This is a genomic window from Bacteroidota bacterium (assembly GCA_039821555.1).
Taxonomy (GTDB): Bacteria; Bacteroidota; Rhodothermia; order Rhodothermales; family Rubricoccaceae; genus JBCBEX01.
The window spans coordinates 14,630-37,701 of record JBCBNX010000013.1; the positions used below are offsets into that span (position 1 = coordinate 14,630).

At 67.9% G+C, this 23,072-nt stretch carries 15 protein-coding genes; 10 read left to right on the forward strand and 5 right to left on the reverse strand.

Annotated features, from left to right (window positions below):
- The first annotated feature begins 3 nt into the window (after nucleotides 1–3).
- Nucleotides 4–861: a TIM barrel protein gene (locus tag AAFU51_13825; protein ID MEO1572327.1), complete on the forward strand. Its 858-nt coding sequence runs from the start codon at nucleotides 4–6 to the stop codon at nucleotides 859–861.
- 14 nt (nucleotides 862–875) lie between these two features.
- On the opposite strand, the gene AAFU51_13830 is transcribed toward AAFU51_13825, so the two are convergent.
- Nucleotides 876–1,394 carry a hypothetical protein gene (locus AAFU51_13830; protein ID MEO1572328.1) on the reverse strand — a complete coding sequence of 173 codons (519 nt, stop codon included), beginning with the start codon at nucleotides 1,392–1,394 and terminating at the stop codon, nucleotides 876–878.
- A 152-nt stretch (nucleotides 1,395–1,546) separates the two neighbouring features.
- Between AAFU51_13830 and AAFU51_13835 the strand changes: the two genes are divergently transcribed.
- From AAFU51_13835 to AAFU51_13870, 8 genes are all read left to right on the forward strand, one after another.
- Nucleotides 1,547–3,301, forward strand: coding sequence for an aldehyde dehydrogenase family protein (locus AAFU51_13835; GenBank protein MEO1572329.1), 1,755 nt, complete (start codon nucleotides 1,547–1,549; stop codon nucleotides 3,299–3,301).
- Between the two features lie 139 nt (nucleotides 3,302–3,440).
- The gene (locus AAFU51_13840; GenBank protein ID MEO1572330.1) at nucleotides 3,441–4,085 is read left to right on the forward strand and encodes an LON peptidase substrate-binding domain-containing protein; all 645 of its coding nucleotides are present in this window, start codon (nucleotides 3,441–3,443) and stop codon (nucleotides 4,083–4,085) included.
- Between the two features lie 88 nt (nucleotides 4,086–4,173).
- Nucleotides 4,174–5,049: an MBL fold metallo-hydrolase gene (locus tag AAFU51_13845; GenBank protein MEO1572331.1), complete on the forward strand. Its 876-nt coding sequence runs from the start codon at nucleotides 4,174–4,176 to the stop codon at nucleotides 5,047–5,049.
- Nucleotides 5,050–5,391: 342 nt separating this feature from the next.
- A complete protein-coding gene (locus tag AAFU51_13850) occupies nucleotides 5,392–7,452 on the forward strand; it encodes a PAS domain-containing protein (protein ID MEO1572332.1) in 2,061 nt (686 codons plus the stop codon).
- A gap of 180 nt (nucleotides 7,453–7,632) precedes the next feature.
- Complete coding sequence (locus AAFU51_13855) at nucleotides 7,633–8,337, forward strand: histidine kinase dimerization/phospho-acceptor domain-containing protein (GenBank protein ID MEO1572333.1); 705 nt, start codon at nucleotides 7,633–7,635, stop codon at nucleotides 8,335–8,337.
- 348 nt (nucleotides 8,338–8,685) lie between these two features.
- On the forward strand, nucleotides 8,686–9,693 hold the full coding sequence (locus AAFU51_13860; GenBank protein ID MEO1572334.1) for a hypothetical protein: 1,008 nt from the start codon (nucleotides 8,686–8,688) through the stop codon (nucleotides 9,691–9,693).
- A 598-nt stretch (nucleotides 9,694–10,291) separates the two neighbouring features.
- Nucleotides 10,292–14,395: a type IX secretion system sortase PorU gene (porU, locus tag AAFU51_13865; protein ID MEO1572335.1), complete on the forward strand. Its 4,104-nt coding sequence runs from the start codon at nucleotides 10,292–10,294 to the stop codon at nucleotides 14,393–14,395.
- Nucleotides 14,396–14,616: 221 nt separating this feature from the next.
- The gene (locus AAFU51_13870; protein ID MEO1572336.1) at nucleotides 14,617–15,819 is read left to right on the forward strand and encodes a PorV/PorQ family protein; all 1,203 of its coding nucleotides are present in this window, start codon (nucleotides 14,617–14,619) and stop codon (nucleotides 15,817–15,819) included.
- Nucleotides 15,820–15,917: 98 nt separating this feature from the next.
- Here AAFU51_13870 and AAFU51_13875 read toward each other — a convergent pair whose 3' ends face one another.
- Complete coding sequence (locus tag AAFU51_13875) at nucleotides 15,918–16,523, reverse strand: cob(I)yrinic acid a,c-diamide adenosyltransferase (protein ID MEO1572337.1); 606 nt, start codon at nucleotides 16,521–16,523, stop codon at nucleotides 15,918–15,920.
- 90 nt (nucleotides 16,524–16,613) lie between these two features.
- The gene (locus tag AAFU51_13880; GenBank protein MEO1572338.1) at nucleotides 16,614–17,423 is read right to left on the reverse strand and encodes an ABC transporter ATP-binding protein; all 810 of its coding nucleotides are present in this window, start codon (nucleotides 17,421–17,423) and stop codon (nucleotides 16,614–16,616) included.
- A 77-nt stretch (nucleotides 17,424–17,500) separates the two neighbouring features.
- Between AAFU51_13880 and AAFU51_13885 the strand changes: the two genes are divergently transcribed.
- Complete coding sequence (locus tag AAFU51_13885; GenBank protein MEO1572339.1) at nucleotides 17,501–17,998, forward strand: hypothetical protein; 498 nt, start codon at nucleotides 17,501–17,503, stop codon at nucleotides 17,996–17,998.
- 38 nt (nucleotides 17,999–18,036) lie between these two features.
- On the opposite strand, the gene AAFU51_13890 is transcribed toward AAFU51_13885, so the two are convergent.
- Together AAFU51_13890 and AAFU51_13895 are read right to left on the reverse strand one after the other, a co-directional pair.
- Nucleotides 18,037–19,182, reverse strand: coding sequence for a lamin tail domain-containing protein (locus AAFU51_13890; GenBank protein ID MEO1572340.1), 1,146 nt, complete (start codon nucleotides 19,180–19,182; stop codon nucleotides 18,037–18,039).
- Nucleotides 19,183–19,276: 94 nt separating this feature from the next.
- Nucleotides 19,277–22,903 (reverse strand): DUF4175 family protein, encoded by a 3,627-nt coding sequence (locus tag AAFU51_13895; protein ID MEO1572341.1) that lies wholly within the window; start codon nucleotides 22,901–22,903, stop codon nucleotides 19,277–19,279.
- Nucleotides 22,904–23,072 lie beyond the last annotated feature (169 nt).

The following is a 23,072-nucleotide window of genomic DNA, read 5'->3' on the forward strand; positions in this document are numbered from 1 at the left end:
CCCATGTTTCCTGTTCTCCTGACCGATACCGTGTCGACGGATCTAGACCGCGCCCTGCACTATGCGCTGCTCTGGGGGCACGAAGGCCTCGTGCTGCGGACGATGGGCCGACACGGCGAACGCATACCCTACGTGAACGAAGCCAAGCTCCGTCGCCGGCTCGACGAGCACGAGATGCCACTCGTGGCAGTCGTGCCTGGGCTGTTCGAGGGCACGGCCTCCGATCGGGCGCAAGGGTTCACCGACCTCGGCGAACTGACTGAGGTGGCGGCGTTCTGCCAGCGTTTTGGGTGCGGAATCGCACTGGTGGGCGCGCTCGCAGACGACCCAGACGCTGACCTAGCCGCCGGAGCCGACCTGCTACGTCGCGCCGGAGACGTCGCCCAGCGTCATCAACTCGTCCTCGCCGTCAGCAACGCGGCGGGCACCGCCTGTGCCTCGGGACTCAGCCTGGCCAAACTCCTGGACGCTGTAGGGCATCCGCACGTGCGTGCCGCCTGGAACCCGGTTGCAGCTCTCCGAGGCGGAGGCCTCGCGGCCGATGCCCTGGAAGCCGATGCCCTCACAGCCGATGCCCTCGCAGCCGATGCCCTCACAGCCGATGTTGGGGCCCTCGCAGGTCACGTGGCTTTCGTGACAGTGCGCGACGGGCGTGGCGGGGCGGAGGCATGGAGCGAATCTGCCCCGGGCGAGGGCGCCGTCGGGTGGAGCACGCACCTGGCAGCCCTCCGCGCCTGCGGCTTCGATGGACCCCTGTGCCTAGAGGTGCACGGCGAGCCGACCGGGCCGTTTGGGCTGCAGGCGACGACTTCGCTCGTCCAACTCGTACGCGCGCAGCGTCGGTCCGAACGCAACGCCTAGACGTTGACACGCCCTCAGCCTGCGACGCGTATGCTCTGCATCAGCCGGATAAGCGCTTGCCGGGTCGAAGCGTCGTCCCACAGCGCGGAGGGGGCACTGAGCCGAACGCTGTAGGACGCTCCGCCGCGCGTGTAGAGCGCATACCCACGGTGTCCTCCCTTGGAGAACGAAACGGCAGCGCCGACGTCGCCTCCCACAGTGGTGGTCGGTACTGGCTCGATCTCGTACGACGCATCAAGGCCGCGCAGCAACTGGCCGCGAAGCCAGCGCTCCTGCTGAAGCCGGTTGAGGCCCGGCAGTACCTCCACCACGAGCTTGGCACCTGGGTAGCTGCTGGAGGCGCCCTCCTCAGCTACGATGCGCCGGACCCCGTCGGTGGTGAACGCCGCAGGCGTTGAGGCCCAGCCTGCCGGAAGCATCATGGCCACGCCGTCCACGGTCGTGACGCCCTCGCCGCTGGCAGACGCTGGCTGAGCGAGAGCCGGGGCCGCGAGGATCAGCGCGAGCAGGAAAGAAGCGAGGAGAGCACGCATCGTAACGCGAAAACCTGTGAGCGGGACAGAGGCCATGCGGGCACAAAGCACATGCCGCACCCGATTGGGGGTGCCATCGCCGCGCAGATGCGCGAACTTAACAGCGTTCTACCGTTTCCACGGTGGTGTTTCTCCCCCAACCCGTCGCTCCCATGTCTGCTGTCGTTCTGCCGTCCGTCGAGCCCCCGACCATCGACACGACCATCGACACGAAGATCACCTCGCGCGCCGAGCTCGACCAGCTCGTGGCGGGTCTGCGCGACAAGGCCACAGACTGGCTTGCCGTACCGCTCGCCCGCATGATTGCCTACGTGCAGTCGATGATCGAAGGGGTAGCAGTCGTGGCACCGCGCATGGTGGCCGCGGCCGTGGAGGCTAAGGGCATGGAGCCCGGCGACCCCCGCGCGGCCGAGGACTGGATCTCTGGGCCGGTCATCATCCTGCGTACGCTGCGCATCCTCAAGGCGACGATGGAGCAGATCGACGCGACGGGCCGCGTCGGCATCGAGGCGCACCAGGTGCACACCCGCCCCGACGGGCAACTCGTCGTGGACGTGATGCCGGAGGGGGCCTACGATCGCATCCTCTACAACGGCTTCACCGCCGAGGTGTGGCAGCAGCCCCACGTTACGCGCCTCAACCTCGACGCGCACACGGGTGGCGTGCTCACCAAGCCCGAGACGGCCGAGCCCGCCGTCGCGCTCGTGCTGGGCGCGGGCAACGTGGCCTCCATCGGCCCGCTCGACGTGATGACCAAGCTGTTTCACGAGGGCCAGGTCTGCCTGCTCAAGTGGAACCCCGTCAACGACTACCTCGGCCCGCTCTTCGCCGAGGCCTTCGCCGACCTTATCCGCGACGGCTTCCTCCAGATGACCTACGGCGGCGCCGACGTGGGCGCCTACCTCGTGGAGCACCCCGGCATCGACGAGATCCACATCACGGGCAGCGCCCGCACGCACGACGTGATCGTCTTCGGACCAGGGGAGGAGGGGGCTAAGCGCAAGGCTGAGAACCGCCCGCGCCTCCAGAAGCGCATCACGAGCGAGTTGGGCAACGTCACGCCCATCCTCATCGTGCCGGGCGCCTGGAACCGCGCCGACCTGCAGTTCCACGCCGAGAACGTCGCGACGATGATGACGCAGAACGGTGGGTTCAACTGCAACGCGGCCAAGGTGCTGGTCACCCACGCCGACTGGCCGCTGCGCGACGCCTTCCTCGACCGCCTGCGCGGCGTGCTGCGGAGCCTGGAAGGCCGCCCGGCCTACTACCCTGGCGCGCTCGACCGCTTCCGGCAATTCGTCGACACCTACCCGGACGCTAACCTGCTCGGCCCTGGCGCCGTCCCGCCGACCCTCATCGTGGACGTAGACACCGACCCAGAGTCGCAGCTCGCGTTCGAGATGGAGGCGTTCTGCCAGGTCACGGCCGAGGTGGCGCTCTCGGGGCACGGCGCGGCCGGGTTCCTGAAGCAGGCGGTCGCGTTCTGCAACGAGCGGCTAAGCGGTACCCTCGCCGCCGGCATCATCGTCGATGACGCGACGCGCGGGACGCTGGATCTGGAGGCGCGGTATACGGTCGAAGACGCCATCGCGGACCTGCGCTACGGTGGGATCGCGCTCAACCACTGGCCAGGGGTCTGCTACGGCCTGGGCTCGACGCCCTGGGGTGCCTTTCCAGGCCATACGCTCGACGACATCCAGAGCGGCATCGGCATGGTGCACAACGCCAAGCTCTTCGACGCGGCGCAGAAAGCGGTGGTGCGCGGGCCATTCCGCTACCTCCCGAAGCCGCCGTGGTTTGTCACCCATTCCCATGCGGCCGAGGTAGGCGAGCGGCTCGTCGACTTCGAGGCGGACCCGAACCCAGCCAAGCTGCCCGTCATCTTCGCGTTTGCGGTTCGCGGGTAGGACGAGTGGTGCCGGAGTCCCGTCGGCGGGCACATACCACGGCCACGCAGACTAACTGGATTATGGCCCCGCGCTCGTGAACGTCCCAGCCCAGCGCGCGTAAGACCGGGCCATCTCGTCCGCTTGCCCTTCTCCGCGTATGAATCCCGACGACCGGCTGCCGTTGTTTCCCCTCGGCCTCGTCGTGTACCCCGGTGAGCCACTGCCGCTGCACATCTTCGAGTTCCGCTACCGCGAAATGGTGCGCCTGTGCCTGGAAGAGAAGCGCGCCTTCGGGATCGTGCTCATGCACGAGGCCAAGCTCGCCGACGTGGGCTGCACGGTGCGCATCGAGCGCGTGCTCAAGCGCTACGACGACGGGCGCTCGGACATCCTCTGCCGTGGCGAGCAGCGCTTCCGCATCGCCCAGGTCTACCGTGAGAAACCCTACCTCACGGCCGACGCCGTTGACTTCGAACCCGATGGGTCCGGCATCGCCGACGCCGATCTGGCTGCGCGCGAGCGGCTCATCACGCAGCACATGAAGCTGTTGGAGATGGCCGGCGAGGACATCCGCCCCGCTGCCTACCAGACCACATCGCCGATCTCGTACATCGTCGCGCGCAACGCCGGGCTGGAGCTGGAGCAGAAGCAGCAACTCCTGGAAATGCTTACCGAGAAGGAGCGCCTGGTTTTCCTCACGGAGCACCTCGAAGAGGTTCTCCGGCGCGTGCGGCTGGCCAAGGAGGTCAAGCGCCGCGCCCAAGGCGACGGCTACGCAGGCGGCCTGCCGAGTTTGGAGTGAGGCGGTGGACCAGTGCGGCAGTGAAGCGATGTGCCTGTGGGTACTTTGGACCACTGCAACACGGCCTCACTGCAACACCGCAACACTCATGACCACCCTCGGCGGCTACACCCTCCACGCGCTCGACACGGGCCGCTTCGGCCTCGACGGCGGGGCGATGTTCGGCATCATCCCGCGCGCGCTCTGGGCACGGCATAGTGAGCCGGACAGCAAAAACCGCATCCCGATGGGCATGCGCTGCCTCCTCCTCGAAGGGCACGAGCGGCTCATCCTTATCGACAACGGCCTGGGCGACACGTACACCGAGAAGTTTGGGTCGATCTACGCCGTCGACTACGAGCACTCGGAGTTGCACCGCTCCTTACGGGCAGCGGGCTTCGACGCGAGCGAGGTGACCGACGTTGTGCTGACGCACCTGCACTTCGACCACTGCGGTGGGTCCACCACGCGCGACGCCGACGGCACGCTGCGCCTTGTCTTTCCCAACGCCACGCACCACGTCCAGGCGACGCACTGGGCCTGGGCGCACGAGAGCCCCCGCGAGCGCGCGTCGTTCCTCGCCGAAAACCTCGGCCCGCTCGACGCCTCGGGGCAGCTACACCTGCTCACGGCTGCGCACAGCGGCCCCGGCAGCCTTTTCCCGCACGTCGAGTTGCTCACGGTGGACGGTCACACGCGGGGGCAGCAGCTTGTGAAGCTCACCGCCGAGACGAATGGGTCGGGCGAGACCCTGCTCTTCGCTGCCGACTTGCTTCCGACGGTCGCGCACGTGCCGCTGCTCTGGATCATGGCCTACGACATCGCTCCGCTCGACACGCTCGCGGAGAAAAAGCGGCTTCTCGCCCAGGCGGCTGACGAGGAGTGGCGCATCTTCTTCGAGCACGACGCGGCGGTGACAACGGGCCGCATCGCGCGTTCGGAGCGCGGGGACTACGTGGTCGAAGACGCCGCACCTACGCTCTGAGCCGTCGGCCGAGGCGGTCCAGGACAGCAAACACCTGAGCGAAGGCGATGAAATGAGCGCTCCGGGCGCACAAAACAGGCGCGTCGCCGCCCTAGCCGGCTCAACTCGCCGCACGAGTGGTTGACGGCGGACCGGGACGGTGGAGCAGGGCGCTGGCCGAACGTCATCTAGGGCATAAGTGGCTGGGTTCAAGGCGGGTGGACCGGCATACGCTTTGCTGCAGGTTAATCCTGTCATCACTGTATGCTCAGGAAGTCGCTGGTGCGTGCTTCCGTGCACATGGGACGCTACGATTGTACCCGCCACCAGAACTTATTGCGCCGCGCCGCGCCTCGAAGCGACATGGCTCACCCCTCGCCCGTCCGTGCCGCGCTGCCGCTCTGGGGCCTCGCCCTGGTGCTGCTTGTCGCAGTGGCAGCGGTGCTCGTGGCGATGCAGTGGAGCACGGCCACGGACCAGCAGGCAGCGGTGCTCGGCGATGAAGCGGCGCTCTTCCTCGCGGGCGTCGAGAGCGGCGCCCCCTCGCTGGGCGACATGGCGGAGCGCTACTTCGAAGGGCCTGGCAGCGATTCGACGTTCGCCCACACGCCGTCGCTGTTCGTCGTCGATCGCAACGGCGAGCCCCAGCTGATCTACCGCCCCCCGGCCGACGGCGTGCGTGCCGGAGCCGAAGAGGGCATCGACTGGCAGATGCACCTGGCGGCGGCGGAGACAAACCCGGTGCAGACGGTCACGCTGCCCGATGATCCGTACATGGTGGCGATCCACGCGGCACGCAACGGCCGCGCCTACCTCGCCCTCGTAGCCCCGGCGGTGTCCAACGGCCGCTCGTTTCTGCTCCTCCTCGCTGGCGGCGTGGTCGGGACGGCTTGGCTGTTGCTCGGGTTCGCGCTGTGGGTATCAATGCGGGCTGCGCAACAGCGGCCGCTGGAGCAACTGGCCCGCATCACGCGCAAGCTCGGCGCTCAGATCGAGGCCGACGCCGATAGCAAGGCGCTCAAGGCCATGGAGGCCGAGGTCAAGGACGACATAGGCGAGGTCGCCGAGCCGCTGTTCCTCATGGCGAACTCCGTCGGCGGGCTGCGCGCCCAGCTCGACGAAGCGCGCGCGCACCTCAATGCACTCTTTCAGGTCCACACCAGCTACGTCTTGCTCGTCACCCTCGACGGTACCATCGTGGACGCCAACCCCGCCTTCTACGCGGTTACGGGCTTGCCCCAGGAGGCCGTACGTGGCTGCACGTCGGACGTGCTGGACGAGATCATGCCGATGGAGCCCGTCCTAAAGCTGGCCCAGCGCAGCCAGAGCGAGGGGGCGGCCTTCGCCGACATCGACTACGCGATCCGCAGCCTGGAAGACGCCACACGCCCGGTCAAGCTGTCGCTGCTCGCCGTGCGCTCAGATGGCCGCCCGGCCGTCCTCGTCGTGGCCTCCGACAAGATGAAAGAGCGCACGCTGGAGCGTCAGATCGAGTCGTTCTCCGACTCGCTCGACTTGATGGTGGACAAGCGCATGGAGGAACTGACCAACGGCCAGCAGCGCGTCGACGAGTTGGTGGCGGCGACGGGTGCCGTGCTGATGGCGTTCGACCGGGCTGGCGGGACGCGTCGCTGGAACGAGGCGGCGGCCAAGCTCACGGGGTGCGAGCTCGCGCAGGTGTCACACCTGGACGACGTGCCCGCGGCGCTGGGCCTCGACGAGGAAGACACCTCGGTCTTCTCAGCGTGGCTCTTTGGCAACGCTGCCGAGGCCTGCGTGGTCACGGTGCATGCCCGTGCGAGCGACCCCAAGCTATACGCCTGGCACCGGGCTCGCGTGGACGAGGGCGCCCTAGAGGAGCGCCGGGTCCTGGTCGGGGTCGCCTTGCCGCCGTTTGAGGAGCCTGAGGAGGCCCCGCCGCCCGCCGCGGAATCCGAGGAGGCCTCGCTGCCAGCCTCAGAACCCGAGGAGGAAGTGGTGCCCGCCGAGCCCGAGGGGGCGGCGCTATCCCTCGACGAGCTAGACCCCGAGCCCGATCCCTTCGAATTGGTTGCCGAGGCCCAGGCCCTGGCGCAAGAGCACATCGCCGTTCTCCGCGCCGAACTCGGCGCGCCGCTCGACACGCTGCGGACCTACACGCTGCGGCTGCACAGCAACACGGACCCCCTCTCGCGCGAGGCCGAGACGTGCCTCCAGATGATCGACGGGGCCTCCCAGATGATCGAGAACATCATGACCCGTGCGACCGTGCTGCCCGATGACACCGCGTCGTTGCCGGAGTCCGCCTCCGCGCTCAGGGCCAAGCCTTCGCGCCTCGCCGGGTTCGGCGATGGCGCCGACTTCCTCTCGGGCGACGACTTTGCCCCGCTCGGCGACGACCCCATGCACGACGAATCCGAAGCGTCCACCTTTGAGTCCACCTAGCCGCTGCCAAAACCGGCGCAGCCCGAAATCAAGCTGGGTATGGCTCAATGGTTTAGCTACATTGTAACCCCCTGTTGACTGCCCATCTTCCTGAACACATAGCGCGGACCCTGAGTCTCCCACAACGTTCAGGTTCACCCCTTCCACCACCCAGCACGGTTCACCCCCGTACGGTCTCGTATGTCCTTGCTACCCTCTGATGTCGCCAACGGCCATGCCACAGTTCTCTTCATCGACGCCGACGACGACGTGATGCAGCCTGTCAAGCGGTGGCTTCGCCACACGCTTCCGGCTGCGCACATCACGCACTGCCGCTCCTTCGCAGACGCGCAGGACTACCTCGGTGCCGCGGCGGTTGACCTGATCCTGGCCAGCGGGGTGCTGCCGGATGCAACCAGCCTGGACGTGCTTCGATACGTGCGCGAACACTGCATCGCAGCCCCCGTCGTCGTGCAAGCGATGGTGCTGCCGGATGGCACGCATGCGGCGCTTCTCGATGCGGGCGCCGTCGATGTGGCCTGCACGCCCGAGCCTGCCGACCGCATCGCGCACCTCCGCCGGGTCTTCGGACTCGCCGAGGATGGCGATCTGCCCCTCGCGGCCGCCAGTGGTGAGATCAACCACTTGCGCGGGCTGCTCCGTGCGCTCTGCACTGAGGTGGGCACCGTGACGCACGACATCAACAACCCGATGACCACCATCTCTGGCAACGCCCAGTTCGTCAAAGAACTCGGAGGTATGATGGATCTGGATCCGATGATCGCCACCGCCATCGAGCACATTGCTGAAGCCAGCCAGCAACTGACCAACGAGCTCGACAAGCTGAACCGGCTCAAGCAGCACCTGCGCCAGCACGTCGGGCATGAGGCTGCGCTGCCCAACTAGCGGCTTGGTCCTAGGCAAACCTCGGGGGCGGTGCTACGGCACCGCCCCTTTTCGTTGCGGCCCTGTTTCGTGGGGCCGGACGCGCTGAGGCACGCAGACGAGGCGCTGTGGTGCGAACAGAAGTGGGAATTTATCACCGGGTACAAAGGAATCATTTTGTGTGACATTTCGGGCAATTGAATGCGGTGAGGGGGCGACTTGTAGAGAAAACGAAACAGATGGCTAAAGCAAACAGGGGGCAGCCCGATACCTGGAGCACGCTGGACGACGCCGCTTCGGGCTTCACCGCCTCAGTTCGTCGCCGGGTCGCAGCGGTATCCCCTCCCACGCACTCCCCTGCTTCGAGCCATGCCCTCCGTCCCGATGAACCCGTCCCACGAGCTCGAGCACATCGAGCGGGCTGCCGACCACCTTGGCGCGTTGCCAGAAGCTCAGCGCCGCCGCTGGCTCCGCGCCGTCGCAGCTATGGACAAGGCACGAGTCTACGACGCTTTCCTCGAGTTCAACGAACTGCTCAAGGACCCGGCCCTCGACGCCATTGGACGCACGCACGTCCAGCTCCAGGCAGTCCGCTGCCTCCGCGACGCGCCCATCGAGCGCGTCAAAACTGAGCTCGCCTTCGTTGAGCCGAACGACGCCTACCAGACAGTCGTTCTCGACTACCGCCTCGGCTGGCTGATGCGACACCGGCTGGCTAGCCCCGTTGCGGCGCTGCAGTACTTCGACCGCGTCCGCGAGGAAGCTCGCTCGCTCGGCACCCGGCCGTGGGAAATCGCGGCCGTCTATCAGAAGGCCGGCATCCTAGCCGAGCAGGGGCAGTATGAAGAGGCCGTCGAGCAGTTCGACCGCGTCTACAACCTCAGCCGGCGCAACGGCCTCGTGGAGTACATCCCGAAGGCGCTCATGCACAAAGGCTATGTCTTCGTCAAGCAGGGCAACACGGCCGAGGGCGAAGAGCTGATCCAGAAGGCGTTCGAGCTCGCCACGCGCAACGACCTGATCGCGGAGCAAGGCGTCGTGCTTCACCAGCTTGCCTCGCTCTACCACCGCGAGTTCCGGTTCTTCGGCCTGGCGCTGGAGTACTACGAGCAGGCCCGGCAGATCTTCGCCAAGGTGCCGGTCTGGAACTCGATCAAGGAGCGCCTCGAAGCCGACATCCGCACCTGCCAGGAAGACCTCGGCGCGCTCGACATTGCCAAGATCCTGGGTCCGGTCCCGATCAACAAGCTGCGCCAGGAGTACCTCACGAGCCTCGTCAACGGCTTCGTCGGCATCCCCGGCATCGACAACCGATCGCAGCTCGGCGAGCGCATCGGGCTGACGCGCCAGGCGATCCACAGGAACATCAACAGCTAGGGCGCTCGACGCCAGCGCGCGTCGCGGGCCTCACCCCAGCCTGTCCGTGCCAACGCGCCACGGTGGCCTCTCAAACGGAGGGCCGCCGTGGCGCGTTGGCGTTGGTACGACCAGTCGCAGGGACCGTGGGGAACAGGGATGCCCTTGTCCTGGCTAGACGAGGCGGCTATATTCGCACCTCCACTGCATCGGACGGCAGACCGTCCATGCCAAGCTAGGCCGCAGGAACGGCTCACGCTTGTTTGTCCTCACACGCACCACGCCCGTCGCATCGAGTCCGTAGCGCTACTGCTGCCCGACCGGCTTCCGGCACGCCCCGCTAGCGCTCGCTAGACGCGGCCACCGACTCGCGTGTATCGAGTTCATCCAGGATCTTCGGGTTGCGCCGCTTTCTTCCACGAGGTGCTACTCACCCTGGGCCTGCCGAGGCCGTCCCCCCTGACTCGACCGAATGATGACCGCTCTCTTGCGAGCTCTCCTCTCACGCTCTGTACCTGTCCTGTTGTGCCTGTGGCTGGCGGGCCTGCCGCCGGCGCTGGCACAGCGGCCAGTCCAGGACCGCACGCCTCAGGTGGACGCGCCAGCGGTAGCATCGCCCATGTCGCGGCCGGCTATGGACGCTACGGCGGAGGATGCAGCGGGCCGCACGCTGGAATTCCCTGAGGCATACCGGACCCAGCCGCCGGTGGTCCGCGTGGCCCCCCGTGTCACGCTTGTAGCTGCGACGGCGAGCAGTGCGACGTACGAGATGACCGTGACCTGGGCGGCGTCGCTGGCTGACCGCGCCGCGCGCCTCACGAGCCCGGATCTGCTGCTCGCCAATGCTGCAGGCGGCTGGCGCGACGCTTCCGCGAGTCTCCCGCTGCCCACGTCCCGCTCGCCGCGTGTGGACGTGCTCGCCGCCGACTTCGACGAGGTGACGCTGCCGACCGGAGCAGATCTGGAGCGCTGGGGTGGGCTGACGCTCGACCTTGCCCGGGTGCACGCCATCGGTATGGAACGCAAGCAGCCGACCGGGACGCTCAGCGTGGGCGTGTTGCGTGCGGACCCCGAAGCAGGCGTGCTGCGCCGCTACCGGCGTGTCGTCGTGCGTGTGACGTACGCCACGGCGTTCGCGGCGGGACGGACGGCGGAGACCGACCTGGCGAGCCCGCTGGCACGCACCGCGTTCGCCCGAACCTCGCTGCACGTCGCCGTCGAACGAAGCGCGCTTGCCGACGGAAGCTGGTTCAAACTGGCCGTCGCCCGCGAGGGCATCTACCGGGTTGATGCCGACTATGTGAGTAGCCTCGGCCTGGAGCCCGGCAGCGTGCGCGTCGACCAACTCCAGGTCTACAGCAACGGGGGCGAGCCGCTGCCCGCCCTCAACAGCGATCCACGCACCGCCGACCTCGCCCAGAACGCAGCCTGGACGCAAGGCGGCCCGACCTTCGCCGACGGCGGTGCGCTCTACTTCTTCGCCGAGGCGCCCAACGGCTGGCGCTACGACACGACCGAGACCGACTGGGAGCACTACGTCAACCCGTTCACCGTCACGACGGCGTACTTCCTCCGCGTGGGGTCCGACAGCGGCCAGCGCGTGGCCACGGCGCCGTTCCCCGGCTTCGCGAGCCCGCAGCGTCGGACGCAGTTCGTCGATCGCCTGTTCGTCGAAGAGGACGTGTTCATGGCGGAGTCCAGCGGTGGCGGCTCCGGCCTCGACTGGCTCGGGCAGGACGTAGTGGCGGCCCGCCCCCTGCGGAGCGTGCTCGACACGACGATCGCCGGTCGCCTCGCCGGGCCTGTGCGCTTCGAAGCGCTCACGGCGACGCGCGCCAACCCGCGCGCCGAGATCCAACTGGAACGCGACGGGACCGTGCTGGCCTCGGCAAGCCCATCAGTCGTTCAGCTGAACTCGCCAACGCTCGCGTACGCCCGGCTGTCCCGCCTCTCGTTCGAGCAAGACCTCCCGGCTGGGGAGGCGCTCCAACTGGATCTCCGGTTGATCGGCACGCAGAACAACCCCACCGCCTACCTCAACTGGCTCCGGGCCTTCGCGCCGCGTCAACTGCAGGCACAGGACGGGTACCTCCGTTTCCACACCCCAGGGGGCGAACTGGGCCGCTTCGAGTTTGTCCTGAGCGGGTTCTCCGGCGCGCCGCAGGTGTGGGACATCACCGAGCCGGACGCCATCCGGGCGCTGGGAACGCAGGCGGAGGGCGGTAGCTATCTGGTGCAGGTCGAGGTGACCGACCTGACGGCGCCGCGCGAACTCGTCGCGTTTGTGCCGACGAGCGGACGCATCGCGCAGCCGCCCGCGGGGCAGGCCGTCGCCAACCAGAACCTGCATGGCCTCACCGGCTTCCCCGACTTCATCATCGTCACCCACGCCGACTTTCTCCCGGCAGCGCAGACCCTCGCCGACTACCGCCGGGACCGAGACGGGCTCCGCGTGCTCGTCGTCGATGTTGAGCAGGTCTACAACGAGTTCTCAGGTGGCCACGTGGACATGCGCGCCGCGCGGGACTTCATGAAGTTCCTCTACGACCGAGCCGAGACGCCCGGGCAGTTGCCCGACTACCTCCTGCTTTTCGGGGACGGGCACTACGACTTCCGCGGCATCCAGGCCGGGCGCCGCGACGACGGCGGTGTGGTGGACAACTACGTCCCGATGTTCGAGTCGGACGAGTCACTTGTGCTAGAGCAGTCCTATACCTCGGACGATTACTTCGGCCTGCTTGACGATGACGAAGGCGAGTGGCCCTACATCAGCCTCGCCGCCGTGAGCAACGAGCGTGTGGACGTGGGCATCGGTCGCTTTCCCGTGCGCACGCTGGCCGAGGCCGAGGCGATGGTCGCCAAGGTCCAGCGCTACGAGGACCCCGCCAACTTTGGCCCCTGGCGTACCCGCTACACCTTCCTCTCGGACGACAACAATCCGTCCCCGCGCGACGCCGATCTCCACCTCCAGAACATCGACGTGGTGGCCGTCAATGCCGTCCAGCCGGCAGCGCCCTACATGAACCAGCAGAAGGTCTACACCCTCTCCTACACGCCGGAGGTGACGGCCGTGGGACGCCGCTATCCGCAGGCCAGCGCCGACGCGGTGCGCGCCATCAACGAGGGAACGCTCGTCTGGAACTACGCCGGCCACGGCGGCATCGAGCGGCTCGCCGACGAGAGCCTGCTCGACCGCGAGGCAATCGCTGGGCTGACCAACGTCGGCCGCCCCACCGTCTGCATCACGGCGACGTGCTCCTTCGGACGCATGGACATGATCGACAACCAGAGCGCCGCCGAGCGGATGTTCCTCCTGCCCGAGGGCGGAGGGATCGCCATGCTGACGACGCTCCGGGTGGTGTTCACGTCGGCGTCGCTCGAAACGCTCAACACGGCGCTCAACCTGCGGCTCAACGAGGCGCTCTTTGTGCGCGAGGCAGACGGCCGCCCGCGCCGCCTCGGGGACATCGTGCGGACGACCAAAAACACCGACGACGGGGCCGAATCTAACAACCGCAAGTTCGCCCTGCTCGGCGACCCGACGTTGCGGATCGGCCTGCCGACGCGCACGGTGCGGCTGACCTCCGTCAACGGGCAGCCAGTCAGTGAGGGCGCACCGCCCGAGTTGCGCGCGCTCGAACGCACCGAGGTCGAGGGCGAAGTGCTCACGGCCGCCGGCACCGTCGACGCTGCGTTCGAGGGCGAGGTCGAGGTCACCGTCTTCGACGCTGCGCGGCGGGTCGCCGTCCCTGAGGAGGCACAGCGCTTCCAGGCGGGCGGCGAGTTCGAGGTGCGCAACGACCGGCTCTTCCAGGGCCGCGCGAGCGTGAGCCAAGGCCGCTTCCGCGTCGCCTTCGTGGTGCCGCGGGACGTGTCGTACTCGGGAGCACCAGCGCGCATCGCGGTGTACGCCCGCTCGGCCACCTTGGACGGGGCAGGGGCGACGGAAGACGTGGTCATCAGCACCACTGCTGGGGCGGGGAGCAGCGACACCGCCGGCCCGCGCATGACGCTCCGCTTCGCTACGGAGGCTGACCTCAGCGGCGAACCAAGTTCGGACGAGGTGCCCCAGGCTTCCTTCGTCGACGGCGGCCTGGTCGGTCCGGAGCCCACGCTCGTCGTGCGCCTGGAAGACGAGACGGGCATCAACACAGTGGGCTCCGGCGTGGGCCACCAACTGCTGCTCACCCTCGACGGCGACGCTGCGGGGGCCATCGACATCGGCTCATCCTTCGAGGGCGACCTCAACGATGCGAGCAGCGGCACTATCCGCTTCATCCTGCCGGAGCAGGCCGAGGGCCCGCATACCCTCACGGTCCGCGCCTGGGACGTAGCCAACAACTCCACGGAGGCGACGCTGTCCTACGTCGTGGCCGGCGACGAGGACCTGGTGATCCAGAACGTGCTCAACTACCCCAATCCGACACCGGGCCCGACCGACTTCGTCTTCGAGCACAATCAGCCGCCGGGCACGCCGGCCCGGGTGCAACTCCGCATCTACACGCTGGCTGGCCGGCCGATCGCCACCCTCGATGACGTGGCCACGCTTCCGTCCGGTACGCTCGAAGGCAACCTCGTTCGCATCCCCTGGCAGGGCCTCGACGACGACTTCGACCGGCTCGCGAGCGGCGTCTACCTCTACCGCCTCCGCGTCGAAGTAGAGCGCGCCGAGGGCGAGCGGCAAATCGCCGAGCGTATCGAGCGGCTCGCCATCATACGCTAATCTGACCTCGTACGGCGTTAGCCCAGCAGTCGACGCTGGGGGGAGTTTGTGTGAGGAGGCGCAGCGCCATCGCCCCCAGTAGGGCGCAGGCGATACCATTGCGGCCCGCGATTTGCTAGTTTATCGTTCTATTCCCAGTTCACGTCCACCTACCTCCCCGCGCCTATTTGATCGTTGCGACGGCATCTGCATTGTTGACATTCTCCAACACCAAACGAACTATGTCTCGTTTCCTTCGCTCCTGCCTCGCGCTGGCGGCTCTGGTTGCGCTCGCGCTGCCGGTCCATGCTCAGGTGGGTGGAGCCGCCGTCGTCTTCCTTCAGATCGAGCCGGACAGCCGCGCGGCTGGGATGGGCAACGCGGGTGTCGGTCTGGCCGACAACGCCAGCGCGGTCTTCTGGAACCCGGCAGGCCTCGCCTTCCAGGACGGCATCGAAGCCTCGATGACCGTCTCGCAGTGGCTCCCCTCGCTTCAGGCCGACCTCTACTACTACTACCTCTCCGGGAAGTACGCGATCGACGGCATCGGCACCTTCGGCGCGCACATCACCTACCTGGACCTCGGCGAGCAAGAGTACCGGGGCCAGAACAACGAGGACCTCGGCGTCTTCTCCGCAGGCGAACTGGCCGTGGGCCTCTCCTACGGCGGACGTGTTACGGAGAACTTTGCCCTCGGCGGTGGGGTGCGGTTCATCTACTCGAATCTCACCGACGGCGCGACCCTCGTGGGCGGTCAGCAGACCAACGCGGGCGTCTCCGTGGGCTTCGACTTCTCCGGCCTGTGGCGTGCGCCTAGCTTCAACCTTGGCAGCGTGGTCATGGAGCCCAACCTCGGCTTCAACCTCGCCAACATGGGGCCGACCATCCAATACGTCGACGGCGAGCAGCGCGACCCGATCCCGACTAACCTCCGCTTCGGCGGCGCGATGACGGCCTTCCTTGACGACTTCAACCGCGTCAGCCTCGCCCTCGACTTCACCAAGACGCTCATCGACTTCGAGGACTCGGTTGACGACAACGGCAACCCGACGCGGGAGCCGAAGTCGTTCATGACCTCCATCTTCAGCGCCTGGCAGCCGATCTCGGTCGACCTCAACCCGAACGATAACGAGTCTGGCGAGAACCCCGTGAGCGAAGCCGACGAGTACAGTTGCGGTCTCGATTCGTCGTGCCGCGAACTCGGTGTGCTGGAGCAGCTCACCATCGGCCTCGGCCTGGAGTACTGGTACGACGACCTCTTCGCGGTCCGCGCCGGTTACTTCTACGAGAACCCGTACAACGGCAACCGCGAGTACCTCACCTTTGGCGCGGGCATCCGCTACCAGATCATCGGCGTCGACCTGTCCTACATCTACGCCGTGGAGGAGAACTCGCCGCTCTCCGACACCATCCGCTTCTCGCTGCTGCTCAACGTGCTCAACTAGCACCGCATAGCCAGTCGAAACACGCGCGGGCGGCTCCGAGATGGGGCCGCCCGCGTTCGTTGTGTAGCGAAGCGCGAAGTTCAGCGCTCGGCCAGCGATCAGCGTTCAACGGGGGCCCAGATAGGCTCCGTGATGCCCGCGCGGTGGTTGACCCAGCGGGCGAGCGTGAAGAGGAGGTCGGAGAGCCGGTTGAGGTAGCGCGGGCAAGCCTCTGCGATGGGCTCCAGGTGGGCGAGGTCTACGGTCAGGCGCTCGGCGCGGCGGCACGTGGTCCGTGCAACGTGCAGCGCGGCGGCGGCGGCACTCCCGCCCGGCAGGATAAAATGCTTAAGCGGGGGCAGGTCCTCGTCGAGCCGGTCGATCTCGGCTTCGAGCGCGGCAGTGTGGTCCAGCGTCATGCGCGGGACCGGATACTTTGTGTCGTGCGGCGAAGCAAGGTCGCCGCCGAGGACGAACAGGTCGTGCTGGACGCGGTCGAGGAGGCTGTCGGCGTGTGCGAAGTCTGCCTCGGAGAAGCCGTCGCCTTGGTAGATCGTCGAGCCGAGCGACACCATCGACTTGAGGTGGGCGCGGGCGAGGCCGAGGCAAGCGTTTGTCTCGTCCACGGTGCCGTAGGCGTCGATGCGGGGGTGGGTTTTGGCGACGCGCTCGCCGCCGAAGAGGGCGGTGGTACCGTCGTCGCCAGTGCGGGTGTAGACTTTCATGGATGGGAAAAGGAGAAGGGCGATGTGGGAGGTGACCAGGGGTACGCGGCAGTTGCGAGCCGGTGCCACGGTGCCCGGAATCGGGTTGCCCTACATCAGGTTGTGGCCTGAGTCGAGATCGTAGCGGAAGTCGAGCCCGTCAGGCGATGCCGTGACGGTCGCGGTGACGCCGAAGACCTCGGCGATATGAGCAGGCGTGAGAACGTCGGCTGGCGGGCCCGCATCGACGAGCCGCCCCGCGTGCAGCAGGATAATCTGGTCGGCGAGCCGTGCCGCGAGGTCGAGTTCGTGGAGGGCCGCCACGAGCGTCCGCCCGTCTGCGTGGAGTCGCTGGAGGAGCCCCGCGAGGTCGAGTTGGTGCCGGAGGTCGAGGTGGGCCGTGGGTTCGTCAAGGAGGAGCGTAGGCGTGTCCTGTGCGAGCGCCTGGGCGAGGAGGAGCCGCCGGTGCTCGCCGCCCGAGAGCGTGCGGGCCGAGCGTCCCGCCAGGTCGGTGAGCTGCGTCGTGGCGAGCGCGTCGGCCACGGCGGCGCGGTCTGTTGCGGACGGGCTCGCCAGCCAACTGCGGTGCGGCATCCGGCCGAGGGCGACGAACTCGCGCACCGTGAGGTCGAACGCGAGCGACGAGCGCTGCCGCACGTAGGCGAGCGTCTGCGCCCGGTCGTGGTCAGCCCACGTGCGAAGCGGTGTGCCGTCGAGCGCGAGGGTGCCGTCGTAGGGGAGGAGGCCGGCGAGCGTCCGCAGCAGCGTCGTCTTGCCGCTCCCGTTCCGCCCCACGAGTGCCGTCACTGTGCCCGGTTCGATGCGAAAGGAAAGCCCGTCCAGCACCCGTCGCCCGGCGAGGTCCACGCGCAGGTCGCTGGCGGCGTAGCGCGGAGGCAGGGCGGGGGAGGCGGGAGGCATAAACCGAGGACGAGGGAACCGGAGCAGCGGGCAGGGTTGTAGCGCAACGCTCAGCACCGCCCACCGTTTCGATTTGCATGCTCCGTCTTCTCGTCGGCGTTCTCCTTTGTGGCCTCCTCGTGACCGCGCCAGCGTGCGACTCGGTGGAGGCGCAGCGTGACTTCTCCGCGCAGGCCTTCCTGCCGCCCAACGGCCTCGACAACGACGATTGGCAGATCGCGCCCTTCTTTGCCACGGCCGCGTTCTTCCTCGAAACGCCTGCGCCCAATCCCGTGCCCAGTGGCGAGTTCGTCGCTTTCACGCTTCGGGTGCAGGAGCCGAGCGCCTTCCCTGGCGCCCTCACCCTGACCACATCGTTTGACTTCGACGGCGATGGCGATGACCGAGAGCCGGACGAAACTATCTTCCTCGACACGGTCGAGTACGATGGGGGCGCGCAGTTCTTTGTGGACTTCGATCCGCGTCGGTCGGTGGGCGGCGTCACGCGCACGTTCCCGCCGGGCGCCACCTACCGGCTCCGCATTCTCGCGGGGGGCGAGGTCTTGACGTACGGCGATATCCGCCTGGGCAACTGAGGCGTTGACCCAGGCGGCGGCGTTGGCTCTATGGCTCTCTATCGAACCAGCGTGACGCGGCGCGTGGTGGCGAACGTCTCTCCGACGACGCGAATGACGTAGAGGCCACTGGCGAGCATGTGCCCGTCGAGCGTCATGGATGCAGGCGTGTCCGGGGTCATGGGACCGTCGTGGAGCGTGGCCACGGTGCGGCCGAGGGCATCATAGACCGCCACCACGACGTGCTGCGGCTGCTGGATGCTCAGCGAGAGCCGCGCCGTGTCGGAGAACGGATTCGGGTGCGTGTCCGAGAGCGCGAAGGTTTCCGTGAGGGTAACCGTGGCCTCGACTTCCGGGCTGTACTCGAACACGCCGTCGAAGTCGAGTTGCTTCAGGCGGAAGGTGTAGGTGCCCGGCCCGAGCGCGTCGGTTCGGAAGGCGTAGGACTGCGCCTCCGTCGTGGTGCCGCGGCCTTCCACGAAGCCGAGCGCCCCGAACGCGTCGGCCTGCGGGCCGCGCACCTGCACCTCGAAGCCCGCGTTGTTCGTCTCCGACGCCGTCGCCCAGCCGAGGCGTGCAGTCGTCCCGTCGAGCGTCACGTCGAATGCGACCAACTCGACGGGGATGTTGAGGCCGCCGGGGTTGGGGGCCGCGCTCACGATGGTCGCGGAGCCGTCCGGGGCGCGCTGCAGCGACTGCCCGTCGGTGTCGCTGCCGAAGTCCGTCTCGCCGACTAGGGTGGCAACGGGACCGGGAAAGGCCGACGTGTCGCCGTTGTAGCGCGCAACGACGTACTCGCCGCTCGACGGGTTGTAGAGGAAGATCGAGTCGCCGCCGTTGGAGAGGCCGAGCGAGCCGTTACTTGCTGCAACGATGCCAGCAGGCGGCGTGCCAGGGTCCCAGGCCCCCAGCACGACGATGAAGTCGCCAGGGTTGAGCACGGTGCTGGCGGTGAACGCGTGACGGAATCCGGCACCGTCGTAGAGCTCCCAACTCGAGATGTCCACGGCGCTCGAGCCGTTGTTGTAGAGTTCAACGAACTCGTCGTTCGACTCGGCGGTGCCGTCGCCGTCGGTGTCGAAGTTGTCGGACGTCGAATTCGGGTCGGCGAGGATCTCGTTGATGACGACACCGGAGAGGTTCGCCTGGGCAAAGGCAGGGGCGGCGCCCCAGACGACGAGGAGCAGCAGGAGTGAGAGGCGCATGAGAAGCGGGGTGCGTGGGCAGGAGCAAAGCGCAGTTTACCCACCACACGCGATTTCCCCAACCGCGCCATGCAATCCCACGATTATGAGCCGCCTACTCGCCGCCCGGCTGCGCACGTTCCTGGAGTTGCTCGAAGTAGCGCTTGATGAGGTCCTGGTAGTCCGGCGCATAGCCCGATTCGAGCGCGCGGATGAGGTCGCGTCGGAGGCGGTCCGCGTCGGCGTCGCGCGGGGGAAGCGGCGGCGGCTCTGGGTTCGAGTACTCGTCGCCGGACCGTCCCTCGCGCTCCTGCTTTTTGCCGCGCTGGTTGATCGACTCCTCCGCTTGGAGAAGGCGTTCCAGGATCTGCTGCTGGCGTTGTTCGGTGCGGCGGGTGACGCGCCCCGACTGCAGCTCGCGGGCGGCCTCTTCCATCTGCTCGGCGATCCGCTGAAGCTGGCTCTGCAGCTGCGCATCGAGCGTGCCGTCTTCCATGCCCTGCTCCATGAGTTGCTGGAGTTGGTCGCGAAGCTGTTGCTGCTGGCGGGCCATCTGTTCGAGGCGCTCGCGCTGGTCGCCGGAGAGGCGCTGCCCGGCCATATCGTTCAGCATCTGCTGGATCTGGTCGCCCATCTGCTGCTGGCCCTGCTGGAGCTGCTGCATCATTTGCTGCATCGACATGCCGCCGCCGCCGCCGCCGGACGGGTTGTTCATCATCTGATCGAGCAACTCGGAGAGGAGCAGCGCGAGGTCGTTGAGGTGCGTCATGGACGCCAGCTGGTGCCCGGCGGCCTGCGGCGCGCGTCGCTCGGCAAGCTGCTCGGTGGCGAGGCCCATCTCGCGGAGCGCGCCGCCCGTGTGCTCCTGCACCTCGCGCGTCATCTGCGGGACCTCGCGGGCGAGCGTGTTGAGGCTGTCGGCGACGGTGGCGAGGCCATCGGCGAGGCCGACCTGCTGCTGCGCCATCGGACGGAGCGCGGGGCTGTCACGGGCAAGCGTCCGCGCGTCGAGGCCGAGGCCCTCCTGCTCCTCGCTCAGCGTGAGCACGTCGTCGAGCGCGCGGCGCAGCGCGGCGATGTTGATCTGCTGCTGCTCGCCCTGCATCTGCTGGCTCATCTGCTGAAGCTGCTGGCGGAGCTGCTGAAGCTGCTGCTGCATCTGCTGCTGGCCCTGCTGCGCGTCCTGGAGCTGCTGCTGCTGAAGCTGCTGGCTGTTCTGCTGCATCTGCTGGGGAAGCTGCTGCTGCTGCAACTGCTCGCGCATCTGCTGCATCTCCTGCGCCGGACCCTCGTCGCGGAGTTCCTGCATCTTCTCCTGGACCTCGCGGAGCAACTCTTCGAGCGCCTCCATTTCCTGGGCGGCGCGCTCCTGCTCCTCGGCCAGCTGCTCGGGAGTCTTGTTTTGCTGTCCGTTGTCGCCTGACTCCGGCTGCTCACCCGACTCGGGCTGCTCGCCGTTCTCCGACGGTTCGCCCGATTCAGATGGCGAATCCGATTCTGATGGCTCACTGGACTCTGACGGCTCGCCCGACTCGGATTCGCCACCCTCCGACTCGCTCTCCTCTGAGTCATCGCCTTCCGACTCGCCCTCCTCGGATGCACCGTCCTCCAGCGCCTCGGTCTGCTCCTGCAGGGCCTCCTGTGTCTTGGCTAGCTCCTCAGCGCGGCGGGCGGCCTCCTCGAGCTCCTGTGAGACTTCGAGCTTCTTGAACAGCTCCAGCGCGCGCTCCAGGCGCTCGCGGAACTGCTGCTCGTTGAACTCGAAGTCCTCCATCGCCTGCATCATCTGCGGGAGGTCCATGTTTTCCATCGACTCCTGCAGCCGCTGCAGCGCTTCCTGCAACTCGGGCGACTGGATCTCGTCGATCACGCGCTGCATCTCCTCGTACATCCGCTGCGTCTCCTCGTCGACGAGGTTCTCCTGCTGCATCTGGTCGAGGAGCTCCTGCATCTGCTCGGAGAGTTTCTCGGCCTGCTCGTCGAGCGACTGCTGCTGGTTCTGGAGGCGTTCGAGCTGGCGGCGGTCCTCGTAGTCGGGTTGCTGATCGCGGCGGAGTTGGTCGCGCAGCTCCTCGAAGCGGCGGCGAGAGTCGTCGGCCTCGTCGCGCATCTCTTCCATCGTCTCCTCCGCCTCCTCCTGGGCGCGGTCGAGTTCTTCAAAGCGCTCGGCGAGGCTGGGCAGGCGCAGCGTGAACGTGCCCGTGCGCGCGGTCTTCGGACCGTTGACGGTGTCGTTGTCGCGGACTTCGAGGTAGTAGGCGATGGCGTCGCCCGGCGTGAGGTCGAGGCCAGTGGTGGGCGAGAGGAGCCAGTCGTAGAGCACCTGCTGGTCGAGCGTGCGCGCGTCGATGGGGAGGTCGACGGCCTCGAACGTCTCGGTGGGCTGGCCGTAGCGGCTCTCCGTCAGCCGCCAGTGGAGGCGCAGGCTGCGGAAGCCGAAGTCGTCGGTGACGCGCACCTGGACGGGTACTTGGAGACGGTCGGCGAGGTCGACGTCGCCGGGGCCCTGGAGCGTGATCTCGGGCGGCTCGTCGCGGAGCAGGTCGAGGCGATAGCGGACCGGGTCGGCGTTGGCGAAGCCGTCGGCGTTTTCGAGGTGGACGCGGTAGGAGCCGGGCCGTCGCAGCCCGAATGCGCCTGTCGCCTCCACGCCGTCGGGGGCCAGCGCCGCGCTGTCGGTCGGCGTGCCCTCGATGTCTTCCAAGACGAGCGCAGCGTCGGCTACGGGTTCATCGCCGAGCCGCACGGCGACCTCGACGCGGGTGCCTGGAAGCGCGGTCACGTCGCCGATGCCGGGGGCGAGGCGCTGGGCGGGCAGGCCGGTGTAGGCGGGCGGGCGGAGCGTCACGCGGAGGCCGCGCACGAGCGGGCGCGCCACGACGGTCGCTGTGTAGGCGGGCGAGGTCACGCCCGCCGTCTCGACGCGGTAGGTGACCGTCGAGCGGAGGTTGCGGAGCGTGTGGCTGAACGCGCCGTCCGAGCCGAGGGCGACGCGGACTGGCTCGGCACGCGTCTCGCCGGGGCGCGTCAGCACGAGCGTGGCGGTCGCGGGGAAGCCGGTGCCGACGGGCAGTGCGGCGACGGTGAGGCTGTCGCCGCGCACGAGCTCGATGTCGCCGGGCGTCACGTCGAGGCGGAACGGCGCGGGGCGGTCGAAGGCGGCCGTCGGGTTGAAGAGGCGGTAGGTGGCCCCCGTGAACGCCGTTGGCGCGAGCAGCAGGAACGCGAGCACGCCGAGCACGGGCACGGCGGCAAACGGCGCGGCGCGGCGCACAGGTTGGGTGTCCTCGATGCGCTCGAACGGGATCGGCTCGACCTCAGCGCCGAGCGCGGTCACGGCGCGGTCCACGAGCGGCGTCGGGGCGTCGGAACGGCGCCCGTCGGCGAGGTCGAGCAGCGCCGAGAGCCGGTCGCCGACCTCCGGGAAGCGCTGGCCCGCGGCGGCGGCGGCGGTGCGTTCGTCGCGGCCCGGCAGCACGCCATAGAGCCGCAGCAGCGGCCACGCCACGAAATAGCCCAGTAGCCCCAGCGCAGCGACCACAAACAGCGCGAGCCACAGCCCGCGCAGTCCGCTGCCGAGCCACCACACAGCCTCCGCGCCCGCGCCGGCGAGCAGCAGCAGCGCAAGCGCGCCCGCGAGCACCAGCGCCCCGAAGGCGACCTCCGCGGCGGTCTGGCGGCGGAGCGCCGCCCGCAAGCGGGTGCGAATCGCGTCGAGCAGGCGGAGGGACGTGTCGCTCATCGGGGCAGAGAAAAACGGGCGCGCAGAGGGAGTTGCTGCGCAGAAGAAACACAGGGCGGACAACCTCGCACGTACACGATGGGTTCGCAAGCCGGTAACGTTTGCAGCTGGGCTCGCATTGCCTGCGGGAACGGTGGCACGCGTAATCCGATATCCCCTACCTTGGCAG